Annotated in this window: 10 protein-coding genes and 1 tRNA gene; 3 read left to right on the forward strand and 8 right to left on the reverse strand. The window is 65.6% G+C overall.

The genetic code is table 11. The features are described 5' to 3' along the window. Positions 1-289 precede the first annotated feature (289 nt). Positions 290-625, reverse strand: a complete 336-nt coding sequence (locus tag N539_RS0109220; RefSeq protein WP_028970032.1) for a hypothetical protein — start codon at positions 623-625, stop codon at positions 290-292. Between the two features lie 49 nt (positions 626-674). Further along, on the reverse strand, positions 675-929 hold the full coding sequence (locus N539_RS16355) for a hypothetical protein (RefSeq protein ID WP_156029857.1): 255 nt from the start codon (positions 927-929) through the stop codon (positions 675-677). A gap of 236 nt (positions 930-1,165) precedes the next feature. Between N539_RS16355 and N539_RS0109230 the strand changes: the two genes are divergently transcribed. Next, on the forward strand, positions 1,166-1,354 hold the full coding sequence (locus tag N539_RS0109230) for a hypothetical protein (RefSeq protein WP_028970033.1): 189 nt from the start codon (positions 1,166-1,168) through the stop codon (positions 1,352-1,354). Between the two features lie 4 nt (positions 1,355-1,358). Here N539_RS0109230 and N539_RS0109235 read toward each other — a convergent pair whose 3' ends face one another. Beyond that, positions 1,359-2,336, reverse strand: a complete 978-nt coding sequence (locus tag N539_RS0109235; RefSeq protein ID WP_156029858.1) for a hypothetical protein — start codon at positions 2,334-2,336, stop codon at positions 1,359-1,361. Positions 2,337-2,440: 104 nt separating this feature from the next. On the opposite strand from N539_RS0109235, the gene N539_RS0109240 reads away from it, so the two are divergent. Together N539_RS0109240 and N539_RS0109245 are read left to right on the forward strand one after the other, a co-directional pair. After that, a tRNA-Arg gene (locus N539_RS0109240) sits at positions 2,441-2,517 on the forward strand. Between the two features lie 23 nt (positions 2,518-2,540). After that, positions 2,541-3,038 (forward strand): hypothetical protein, encoded by a 498-nt coding sequence (locus tag N539_RS0109245; protein WP_028970035.1) that lies wholly within the window; start codon positions 2,541-2,543, stop codon positions 3,036-3,038. Between the two features lie 10 nt (positions 3,039-3,048). Here N539_RS0109245 and N539_RS0109250 read toward each other — a convergent pair whose 3' ends face one another. The 5 genes from N539_RS0109250 to N539_RS0109270 form a co-directional block, all read right to left on the reverse strand. After that, positions 3,049-5,265, reverse strand: coding sequence for a spermidine synthase (locus N539_RS0109250; protein ID WP_028970036.1), 2,217 nt, complete (start codon positions 5,263-5,265; stop codon positions 3,049-3,051). 105 nt (positions 5,266-5,370) lie between these two features. Next, positions 5,371-6,810 (reverse strand): pyridoxal phosphate-dependent decarboxylase family protein, encoded by a 1,440-nt coding sequence (locus tag N539_RS16360; protein ID WP_051531691.1) that lies wholly within the window; start codon positions 6,808-6,810, stop codon positions 5,371-5,373. Positions 6,811-6,820: 10 nt separating this feature from the next. Next, a complete protein-coding gene (hemB, locus tag N539_RS0109260) occupies positions 6,821-7,810 on the reverse strand; it encodes a porphobilinogen synthase (RefSeq protein WP_028970037.1) in 990 nt (329 codons plus the stop codon). A gap of 90 nt (positions 7,811-7,900) precedes the next feature. Further along, positions 7,901-9,367, reverse strand: coding sequence for an MATE family efflux transporter (locus N539_RS0109265; protein ID WP_037552719.1), 1,467 nt, complete (start codon positions 9,365-9,367; stop codon positions 7,901-7,903). Further along, positions 9,367-12,153 carry a valine--tRNA ligase gene (locus tag N539_RS0109270; RefSeq protein WP_028970039.1) on the reverse strand — a complete coding sequence of 929 codons (2,787 nt, stop codon included), beginning with the start codon at positions 12,151-12,153 and terminating at the stop codon, positions 9,367-9,369. The genes N539_RS0109265 and N539_RS0109270 overlap by 1 nt, the downstream gene beginning before the upstream one ends.

Here is a 12,153-nt window from a genome sequence, read left to right on the forward strand (position 1 = left end):
ATCAGCCGAACACGCGTTTGGGTGTTAACGATGCTGAACAAGATCGGTCGCCTATTCCAGATCAAGACGCGCCTCGAGGCGTGGCTGGTGATCTATGCGATCGCTCTGGGCGCCGTCGAACGCGGTCGCCATTACCTTGAAACCTATCCGGGCTGGGGCGGCTGGATGCTCGCGGTCGCGTGCACCGGCGTCGTGTTTCTTGCCGGCGCCAAGCTGCTCGATTCCGTGCGGCGGCCGGTGCCTGCCGTCGCGATGGGGCCTTATGCGGCGCCGGTGAAGCGCCGGTCTGCTATTGGTCGTAGTCGACCCAGGCGCCTGCCGACGGATCGCGCTGCAGCGTTACGGACTTCACGTCGCATAGATTAACGCCGGCCCAGGTGACCGGTCCCGAGCCAGGGACCGAGGCGCGAATGTCGAACGCGCAATCGGGATCGCTGAACTGAATCGAGCCGCGAGCGCCCGCGGATGGAGCGGCGCCCAGCGTCTTCCACTCCGCCGTGCCGGCGCGGCGGATCGACAGCTCGGCGAGCGCGCCGCTGGTTCCGTTGACCAGGGTGAAGTTCGACGCGCCGGCCCAAGCCGGGGCCGACGAAGCCAGCAGGACGATGAGGGCGAGTCTTTTCATGCACTGGAGTATATACCCCAGCGCATTGGTCGGAAACGGGAATTTTGCGTCAGGCGGCGTTGAGCTCGGCGTAGTTCGGGCGGGCGCCGCTCCAGAAGGCGACGTTCGCGGCCGGGCCGCGGTTCGACGCTTCCTTGAGCGGCAGCGCGGTCGAGCAGAATGCGCACTCGGCGGAGACGCGGCCGATCAGCCAATGCGTCCGCCCGCAGCCGGGGCAGTGGTTGATCTCTCCGTCGTGATAGACGGCGTGATAGCCGCGGCTGCTCGGGTTGAACGCCTTGCGGGATTCGATCGAACTCAACATGGTGTTTTCCTTCGAAACCATTCGGTCACCCTAACGAGCGGCGAATCGTTAGGTTTCACCGATGATCCGTGAACGCGGCCAATGTGTCACGCGCCGGGACATCGATGTTCCAAGGTGGGACAGAAACGCTCATCGTGGCCGTTTCGGAGCCACTTATCCCCAGCCGCTGTGGATATTAACCATCGGTTAGCTATTCGCAGCGATGGTCCAAAGGTTCTCTGCGGAGAGGGGGACCAGTGGAATCGAATGAGCGTTATTATCGGCGCCGCGCGGTCGAGGAACGCATGGCCGCTCAGCGCGCGATGACCGAAACCGCTCGGGCCTGGCATGCCAAGCTTGCCGCGGAGTTCGCCGCGCGCTGCATCGACTGCACCGCAACCGCAACCGCAACCGCCACAGCGACCGGCAGCGCGCTCAGCGCCTGAGCCGTCAGGTTCGATCCGGAAGCAACCGGACTGCTTCGTCGAGCATTTGCAGGACATCCTTCCGTCCCAGGTGAAAAGCCTGCGCCTTCCACGCCGTTCCCGTCAGCCGCTCGAGCGCCATGAAGGCCGTGAAGCCTTCGCGCTGGGACCACCATTTGTCGTTGACGAAACCGGGCCGGACGTCGGCGGCCGGGACATCCGCGCCGTGCGGATCGACGAGCCAGCGATAGGCCATCCACTGTCCCGAGCCTTCGAGGGTCAGCCAGACCGGCTCGGCCAGGGCGTGATAGGCGTTCTTCCCGGTGAACCAGCGCGCATAGCGGGCCTTCATCATCTGGCGAGCCGAACGGACTAGCCGGACGGCCTCGGCCCGGTTGCTTGCTTCGGACGCAGCGAGAAACAGCTTTGATTCGCGGTCGATCGAGCTCGCGAACCCGGGGTCCTTCCCGAACTGCTCCTGGATCGAATCGTCGCTCCACTCCTCGGGAAGGTGATAGCGATCAGCGATCGCCCCGATCCGCTTACCGTAGCTGGGCATCTGCGCCACGTGCGTTGCCTCGTGCATCATCACCGCGGTCATCAGATTCTCGAGCGTGGTTCCCTTTCCGCTCTTGTTCGCGGCTCGCCAGATGCTCGGCGTCGACATCACGAAATGCGATATCGACGCTTCCGATTGGGCGAACGAAATGACCTGAGGCTTGAGTTCCTGGCCGCCGGGCAACTTCACCGTTCCGCCGTGAAGGTGGCCCGACCAGCGGTTGGGGCCTCCATTCATCGCCGTGTCACTGGTGACGACGCAGCGGTCGTCGAAGACAATCGCCTGGATTTTCCTGACTCGCCCGATGCCGCTGATGCGCTGGCTGGCGTAGTCCCAGGCCTTCATCGAGCGGTCGAGCCAGGCCCGGTCGGCGGGCGACACGTCGCACTTGGCGGCCGGTTGCGCGGCGGCCGCGGCGAAGGCGAGGAGGGCGGTTCCGATCACGGGATCCACCTATCTCGCGAGGCCGCTGCCGACAATGAGCAAGGGTGGGTTGCGCGGGTCGGCGGACGCCCCTATGTCGCGCCCTCCGCTCGCCGGAGCGTCGCGCGCCCGTAGCTCAGCTGGATAGAGCACCAGACTACGAATCTGGGGGCCGGAGGTTCGAATCCTTCCGGGCGCGCCAATTTTCTCTTACAGCCGCGAACGATGTCCCGGCTACTCCTTTTCCCGATCGTCATGTTGAGCGCTTGCTCCTCGCCGGGCGGGCCCTATCCCTCGCTCCAGCCGAGGGCGGCGGAGCAGATCGATCCGCGGGTGCCGATTGAGCGGCCACTGAACGGCCGGCCGGTGACGCCCGCTCTCGCGGCGCAGTTGCGGACCTTGGTCGAGCAGGCACGCGGCGGCACCGCGGCGTTCGATTCCGCTGCCTCGCGGGCAGAGCAGCTGGCGGCTTCGGCGGGGGCGCCGCAAAGCGACGGCTGGACCGTCGCGCAGGAGGCATTGTCGGCGGCGATCGCCGCGCGCCGGCCGGTGACCGAGGCGCTGTCGCAGATCGATGCGACCGGCGCATCCGCGCTGCAGAGCCAAGGGGGGCTCGCGCCGAGCGACCTCGCGGCGGTTCAAAATGCGGGGGAGGAGGTCGGAGCGATCGATCAGCGCCAGGCCGCGCGGATCAAGGCGATCCAGCAGCGGCTGGGCGTTTAACCGCCCGAGCTCAATCGCGCCATTTGATGATCGGCAGGATGCTCGCGTAATCGTCCGTCCACTGATGGAAACCCGGCTGAGGCTGGAGGGGTGTCCATCTTTCGGCGCCGCTGGCCTGTTCGAGGTGGGCGATCGTCGACGGCGATGTCGACAAAGCGATCCACAGCGACCCCGACTGCGACAGCCGAGTCTCGGCAGGTGTGGGAGCGAAAAAGCGCGCACGCGCGACCCAGCCGTCGCGCACGTTGGCCGCGATGACCGGACGCAAGTCGAGATAACGGTTCGATATATGCACGAGCAGCAGGCCGGTCGGCGACAGGTGGCGGCGATAGGTCTGGAAAGCCTCCTTGGTCAGGAGATGCATCGGCACCGAATCCGATGAGAAGGCGTCGACGATCAGGACGTCGGCAGCGTTTGAAGCCGACCGCTCCAGAGTCAGCCGGGCATCGCCGATCGCGAATTTGCCGTCCGGCAGGCAACGCGAGAGGAAAGTGAATTGCTGCGGATTGCGGGCGATCCGCACGACCGCAGGGTCGATCTCATAATAAAGCCAATGCTGCCCCGGTCGGCTGTAACAGGCGAGGGTGCCGGCCCCGAGCCCGACGACGTCAATCCGCGCGTGGTCGCCGAACAATGCGGGGGCGGCGGTCAGCGCGAGCCCCGCGCCGGACCCGGGCGCGTAATAGCTGGTGGCCACGCGCTCATCTTCCGGCGAACCGCGGCGTTGAATGCCATGGATCGTGGTGCCGTGGATGAGGATCCGAGTATCGTTTGCCCCTTCCCGAACGGAATAGATGCCGAAGAAGCTGCGGGTCATCCGGTCGGGAGCCGTCGACAGCGAAATCTTGTCCCAGCCGCCCATGCTCAGCATCAGCGCCCCAGTGGCCGCAGCGAACACCACCCGGTTCCCACTCGCGAGCAGAGCCAGCGCGATCAGCACGAAGGAGGCGAACATCGCGACCAGCCGCGAATTGGGGAGTCCGAATGCGCCCTGTCCGACCAGCGACAGGATGAGCAGCAGCGGAATGCTCCAGCGGACCAGCCGTTCCGGCCCGCCGTTCTTCCAAAACTTCTCGAGGAACGGGTTGGTCCGACCCAGGACATAGGCCGCAGCCACCATCAGGATCGGATGCTCGTAGGTCCAGTCGAAGACCATTGGCGCGAGCAGCGCGCAGAATAGTCCTCCCAATACGCCACCGACCGACATCGCCAGGTAGAAGGTAGTCAGCTGCGACGGGTCCGGGCGGCGATCATACAACGCGCCGTGGATCGCGACCGATATAGAGAAGAGGCCGAGTAGCGACGCGATCGCGAGCAGCGACGCCGATACGGGAACGTCGCTGAACACCCCGCAGGCGGCGATCAGCAGCATGATCGGCGACAGCCGCGTGATCCATGCCGCGACTCGCCGGTCCTTCGCAAACGCGACCGTGAAGCTGAGGAGATAGAGGCCGAGCGGCAGCACCCATAAGAGGGGCATCGCCATGATGTCGGTCGTGATGTGGAGTGTCGTCGAGAGCATCAGGCCCGAGGGGATCGCCGCGAGCAATACCCAGGCAGCAAGCGTGCGACGGTCGACAGGAGCGGCTTTCGGCATCGCCGCGCGGGCCCCCGCCGCCGGCAAACGGAAAGCGCACCATGCGACGAGCAAAGCGAGGCAGCCGTAGCCGAGGCTCCACACCAGGCTTTGCGTCGCGAGCGACAGCAGCGGTTCGACGAGCAGCGGATAGACGATCAGTCCGCAAAAGCTGCCGAGGTTGGAGGCCGCGTAGAGCGGATAGGGATCGTCCCCATCGCTCAGCGTGAACCAGCGCTGCATGAGCGGTGCTTGGGCCGAGACGACCAGGAACAGGGGGCCGATCGACAACGCCAGGAACCACGGTACCCACAGGAAGACGTTGGCGTCGGCCGGCGGGGTCGTCCTGACCAATCTGATCGGTAGCATCGCCGCGGCAACCGCAAACAACGCCAGATGCACGGTCGCCTGCCGGCGTGGCGCGAACCGTCCAAGCCAGTGGCTGTAGGCGTAGCCGGCAAGCAGTAGCGCCTGATAGACCAGCATCGCCGAGTTCCACACGGCGGGCGCTCCGCCCAGTCGTGGAAGGGCCATGCGCGCGATCATCGGCTGGACCAGGAACAGCAGAAAGGAGCCGGTGAAAATCGTCGCGATGAAGGACAAGCGCGTCGATGCCTGCCGCCCACCAGCGATCAGCGCGGTACTGGCCATCCTGCTTGCTCTCCCCGCGCCGTCACGGGCGCGAGCAGAGGCTTAGCGAGAAGGCGATTGGAAAATGGTTAACGGAGGCGAAGCCGGGCGGTCTCGGCGATGATCTCAGCCACCGAGGGCCTCGGCGCCGCGAACAACCGCGTCGATCGAGTCGTCGACATGCTCGAGGTGAGTGCGGAAGGAGAGGATCGCGCAGCGCAAGCGATAGCTGCCGTCGATCTTCGTCCCGCTCATCATCACGCGGCCTTCCTGCTGGATTTGCTGCATGAGCCGTTCGTTGAACTGATCGACATCCCCGGACTTCGGCAGGTAGCGGAACGCAACCACCGAAAGGTCCGGCGCAGGCCCCGGGTCCCAACCGTCGATCTCCGACAGGCGGGCATGGAAATAGCGGGCGAGCGCGAGCTTCTCCGCCTGGGCGGCGCGGAAGGCAGCGACGCCGGCCATTTGCAGCGGGAGCCACAGGCGCATCGCCCGGAAATGGCGGGTCAGCTCGGGCGACAAATCGGCGGGCGAGGGGCCGACCTCGGACTCGCCAAGCGGACGAATATATTCGCCGCTGGCGCTGAATGCCTGTTGCAGGAGCTTCCCGTCGCGGACCAGCGCCGCGCCGGTTCCGTAGGGGAGGAACAAGGTCTTGTGGGGATCAAGCGCGACACTGTCGGCCTGCTCGATCCCGCGAAGCAAGGCGCGGCCCTCGTCGCACAGGGCGAAGAGCCCGCCATAGGCGCCGTCGGCGTGCAACCAGGCGCCGTAGCGGCGGCACAGCTCGGCGATCTGGGGCAATGGATCGATGGCGCCGGTGTCGACCGTTCCTGAGGAGGCGACGACCAGCCACGGACGAACACCGGCGCGACGGTCCTGTTCGAGCGCCTGTTCCAGCGCCTCGATCGACATTCGGCAATGATCGTCGGTCGCGACGATCCGTTTCGGGGCGCGGCCGCGGCCGGCGATGTGGAGTGCCTTATCGATGCAATAATGGGCGAAGCGCGTGACATAGACCGCACCGCCACCGTCCGGGTCGCGGGCTTCGCGGGCGGCGACGATGGCCGTGAGGTTGGCGATGCTGCCGCCCGAGGTGAGCGTTCCCGCGGCCTCCTTGGGATAGCCGATGACCTCCGCCAGCCATTGGGTGCAGGCATTTTCGATGCGAACGGCGCCTGGGCTGGCGGAGGCAAAGCCCGAATATTTGTTCGAGGCCGCCGCGAGCAGGTCGCCGAAGGCGGAATAGGGAACCGCGCCACCGGGGATATAGGCCATGAAGCGCGGGCTGGTGGTAGCGAAGCCGGGCGCATCCACGCACTCTCGCACATAATCGAGGACCGCCGCAGCGTCGCGGCCCTCCTCGGTGAATTCGGGGTCGAGCCGCTGGGCGAAAACCTCCGACCAGGGGCGGTTGCTAGAGGCTGCCTCGACCTGGTCCCAATAGGCCAGCGCATGGTCGAGCGCCTGCTCGCCGAATGCCCGGCGCTGACCGGCGTCGGGCTCGAGCGGGCGAGTCTGTGCGCGCAGCGCCTCGATCTCGGCCCGCAGCTGTTCGATCATAGCGCCTTGGTTATCCTGTGATCAGGCGCGCGGCGTCGAGCGCGTGATAGGTGAGGACGCCGGTCGCGCCCGCGCGCTTGAACGCGATCAGGGTCTCGAGGATCAGCGCGTCGCGGTCGCCCGCGCCCGCCGCCGCGGCCGCCTCGATCATCGCATACTCGCCGCTCACCTGGTAAGCGAAGGTCGGCACCCCAAACGCATCCTTCACCCTCGCGACGACGTCGAGATAGGGCAGGCCGGGCTTGACCATCACGAAGTCGGCGCCCTCGGCGATGTCGAGCTCGACTTCGCGCAGCGCCTCTTCGATGTTCGCCGGATCCATCTGATAGCCGCGCTTGTCGCCCTTGAGCCGGCCCTGGCTGCCGACCGCCTCGCGGAACGGGCCGTAGAAGGCCGAGGCGTATTTCGCCGCATAGGCCATGATCGCGACATTGTGGTGGCCGCCGTCCTCCAGAGCCGTCCGGATCGCGGCGACGCGGCCGTCCATCATGTCGGATGGCGCGACGATGTCGGCGCCCGCTTCCGCCTGGACCAGCGCCTGCTCGGTGAGGATCGCGACCGTGTCGTCGTTGAGGACGTAGCCGGTCTGGTCGGTTAGCCCATCATGGCCGTGCGCCGTGTAGGGATCGAGGGCAACGTCGGTGAGAACGCCGATCTCGGGCACCGCATCCTTGATCGCCTTGATCGCGCGGCAGATGAGATTGTCCTTGTTGAGCGCTTCCTCGGCGCGCTCGGTGCGGAGCTCGTTGGGCGTATTCGGAAACAGGGCGACGCAGGGAATGCCGAGGGCCGCGGCTTCCTTCGCTTTGGCGCCGAGCCGGTCGACGCTCCAGCGGCTGACCCCCGGAAGCGAGCCGATCGGTTCCTCGCAGTCGGACCCTTCGCAGACGAACAGCGGCCAGATGAAGTCGCTCGGGTGAAGGCGGTTCTCGGCGAGCATGTCGCGCATCCATGGCGCAACGCGGCCGCGCCGCATGCGGAGATAGGGGAAGGAAGACATAAACGCCCTCTATCGTCATTCCCGCGAAAGCGGGAACCCAGTTTTTCTTGCTTGGCTGGGTCCCCGCGTTCGCGGGGATGACGAAGAAAGTTACCCAGCGGGGTTCAGCGCGCCGCCCGGTTCGCGCGTCGCCAGCGCTTCCTCGGTCGTCTCGTCCTCGTCGGGGCAGGGCTCGGCCGCCATCCGCGCCTTCTTCCACCCACCCTGCAGATAGTAAGCAAGGGCGAGCCCAAGATTGATCAGCGAGGTGACCGGGAAGCTGGTCCAGATCGCGTCCGCGCCGAGCCAGCCGTAAGTCGCGAAGATCCAGCCGAAGCGGATCGGCACCAGTCCGACTGCAAGAATGATCAGCGGCGCCCACACCGCGCCGTTGGCGCGAACGGTTGCGAACAGCACCATCATCACCCCGAACAGCAGGAAGTTCCAGGTGGCGAGCAGGTGGATGTGCTGGGCGATCGGAAGCGCCGGGCTGTCGGGTCCCATAAACAGGCTCAGGACCGCGCGGTCGGCAAGCGTCATCAGCGCGATGAGCGCGCCGGTGATCAGCAGCGATTGGACGATGCCGACCTGCGTAATGCGGCCGACGCGCTCCCACTTGCCGGCGCCGATGTTCTGCGATGCCATCGCACTCACCGCGGCACCCAGCGCCATCGCCGGCATCTGGACGTAGGTCCACAGCTGCATCGCGACGCCGAAGGCCGCGGTGGTGTCGACGCCTTCGCGGTTGACCATGCTGACGAGCGTTAGCGCCGATAGCGAGATGACGATCATCTGCAGGCCCATCGGCAGGCCCTTGATCACCAGCGTCTTCAGGATCGCGCGGCTTGGAAGCAAATACGCAAGCTCATGGCCGCGCAGCCGCAGCGGCAAGTCCTTCGCGTAGATGTAAATGAACAGGCCGATCAGGCTCACGTAATTGCCGACCAGCGTCGACATCGCGGAGCCCGCGATCCCCATCTCCGGGAACGGGCCCCAGCCACGGATGAAGAATGGGTTGAGCCCGCTGTCGAGGGCAACGGCAACGATCATGAACCACAGCGGCGTCAGGCTGTCGCCCGAGCCGCGCAGCGCCATCATCAGCAGCGTCAGCAACAACAGCGCCGGAAGCGCGAGGAAGATGACCCGCAAATAAGCGAGCGCGAGCGGGGCGGCGTCGCCGGGCGTCCCGAGCAGCTGGAGAATCGCCGGCGCCAGGAACCAGCCGGCGACGGCAACGAGGATCGTGATCACCGCGAACGAGCCCGAGGCGGTGCCGAATACGCGCCGCGCCTGGTCCACGTCCTTGCGGCCCCAGGCCTGGCCGATGAGGATGGTCGAGGCCATGCCGAAGCCGAACACGAAGGACGACAACAGGAACATGACCATATTGGCATTGGAGGTGGCCGCTAAGGCGCCTTCGCCGAGGAAGCGCCCGACCCAGATCGCGTTGACGGTGCCGTTCAGGGACTGAAGGATCGAGCTCGCGAGCGTCGGCAGCGCGAAGGCGAGCAGGGTCTTCGCGATCGGGCCTTCGGTGAGGTTGCCGCGGCCGCTTCTTCGAGTTCCAGCGTCTGCCATCAGCCTAGCCGCTCCAACGCAGCGCGGAGGCGTTCGGCCTCAGCGGCCTTGGCGTCGTGGTCGGCGCGCGCTTTTTCGACCGCCTCGGGTTTGGCGCGCTCGGTGAAGTTGGGGTTGGCGAGGCGCTGCGCGAGGCTGTCCCGCTCTTTCTCCGCTGCGTCAGCGGCCTTCGTCAGTCGCGCCTTTTCGGCGTCGAGGTCGATCACACCTTCGAGCGGGACGACAAGAGTTGCACCTGGCGCCGAGATCCGAAGCACGCCGCCGGTCGGGATTTCGGATGAAGAAATCTCTATACGTCCTACTCGCTCGAACATGGCCTGCGCAGATGGAAGGCGCTTCCACAGATTGTGGGTAACGTCCTCTAAATACGCTTTGAGGCGCTGCCCCGGCGGAATGCCCGCGTCATTCTTCGCAGCACGCACAGCAACGATCGTTCTGATAATCCAGTCGAATTCAACACGGGCATCGACGGCCTCGCCATCCACGGTCGCGATTATCGGATTGGCGAGCGCCGCAGGCTCCGGCCATTTGGCGACGATGAGCTCGTACGGCCGCTCGCCCATCGCGCCCCACAATTCCTCGGTGATGAAGGGCATCAGCGGGTGGAGCATCACCAAGATCTGGTCGAACGCCCAGGCGGCGACGCGCTTGGTCTCGTCGTCGAACGCGCCTTTGATCAGCTCGACATACCAGTCGCAGAAGGTGCCCCAGACGAAGTGGTAGATGGCGTCGGCCATGTCGTCGTAGCGCAGTTCGTCGAACGCGCGGTTGAGCTTCGCGAGCGTTTCGACCACCTCGCCGATGATCCAGCGGTTGACGGGCAGCTCGGCCTCCGGGGCGGCGATGCTGTCGCTGGCGCCGACGCCATTCATCTGCAGGAAGCGCGCGGCGTTCCACAGCTTGGTCGCGAAGTTGCGGTAGCCCTCGACGCGCTTCTCATCGAGCTTGATGTCGCGGCCCTGGCTTTCCATCGCGGCGAGCGTGAAGCGCAGCGCGTCGGCGCCGTATTTGTCGATGAGGCCGAGCGGGTCGACGGTGTTGCCCTTCGACTTGGACATCTTCTGGCCCTTGGCGTCGCGGACCAGCCCATGAAGGTAGAGCGTCTTCCATGGCCGCTCGCCCATGAACTCGAAGCCCTGCATCGCCATGCGGGCGTCCCAGAAGAAGATGATGTCGAAGCCGGAAATCAGGACGTCGTTGGGATAGTGGCGCTCGAGGTCTTCTGTCTGTTCGGGCCAGCCAAGCGTGGCGAATGGCCAGAGAGCCGAGCTGAACCAGGTATCGAGGACGTCCTCGTCCTGGCGTAGCGGCTTGCCGCCGGCTTGAGCTTTTGCTTCCTCTTCCGTCTCGGCGACGTAAACGCTGCCGTCGTCTGCGTACCAGGCGGGAATGCGGTGGCCCCACCACAGCTGTCGTGACACGCACCAGGGCTGGATATTCTCGAGCCAGTTGAACCAGGTCTTCTTCCAGGTCTCCGGCACGACCGCGATATCGCCCGACCGCACTGCCTCGATCGCCGGCTTGGCCAGCGTCTCGGCATCGACGTACCATTGGTCGGTCAGCATCGGCTCGATCACCAGCCCGGAGCGGTCGCCGAAGGGCTGCATGATCAGCTTGTCCTCGACCTTGATCATCAGGCCTTCGGCATCGATGTCCGTAACCACCTGCTTGCGGGCCTCATAGCGGTCGAGTCCGCGGTAGGCGTCCGGCACGAGATTGAGCGTATCGATTTCTTCTGCGCTGGCCGGTTCGCCGCGCGCGATCGCCTGGGCGCGAGCGGCGGATTGGGCATAGGAGGGCCCGTCGCTACGCATGTGCGCGGTCGCATCCATCAACCGATACATCGGAATGCCGTTGCGCTGCGCCACGCCATAGTCGTTGAGGTCGTGAGCGCCGGTGATCTTGACCGCGCCCGAGCCGAAATTCGGGTCGGGATAGTCGTCGGTGATGATCGGGATCAGGCGCCGATGCTCCTTCGGCCCGACGGGAATCTCGCAAAGCTTGCCGATGATCGGCCGGTAGCGTTCGTCGTCCGGATGAACCGCGACCGCGCCGTCGCCGAGCATGGTCTCGGGCCGCGTCGTGGCGATCGAGATGTAGTCGCGCTCTTCCTGAAGGACGACGTTCCCGTCCTCATCCTTTTCGACGTAGGTGTAGGTCTCACCACCCGCGAGCGGATATTTGAAGTGCCACATGTGGCCCTGCACTTCGCGGCTCTCGACTTCGAGATCGCTGATCGCAGTCTGGAATTTCGGGTCCCAGTTGACCAGGCGCTTGGCACGATAGAGCAGTTTGCGCCGGTAGAGCTCGACAAAGACTTTGACGACGGCCTTCGAGAAGCCTTCGTCCATGGTGAAGCGTTCGTGCGCCCAGTCGCAGGAGGCGCCGAGACGCCGGAGCTGGCGGGTGATCGCCCCGCCCGACTGGGCTTTCCATTCCCACACGTGCTCGAGGAAGGCCTCGCGGCCGATCTCGGCGCGTTTGATGCCCTGACTCTCGAGATTGCGCTCGACCACCATCTGGGTCGCGATTCCGGCGTGGTCGGTGCCGGCGACCCACAGCGCATCCTTGCCGAGCATCCGCTCGCGGCGGGTGAGGACGTCCTGCAACGTGATGTCGAGAGCGTGGCCGATGTGTAAGCTACCAGTAACGTTGGGCGGCGGCATGACGATCGTCCACGGCTCGCGATCATTGCGATCGGGCCGGAACAAGCCGCGCGTCTCCCAGTGCGCGTACCAGCGTTCCTCGATGGTCTTCGGGTCGAAGGTCTTGGGAAGCTCGCTCAT

This window comes from Sphingomonas sp. URHD0057 (genome assembly GCF_000620665.1).
In the GTDB taxonomy this organism is placed as follows: Bacteria; Pseudomonadota; Alphaproteobacteria; order Sphingomonadales; family Sphingomonadaceae; genus Sphingomicrobium.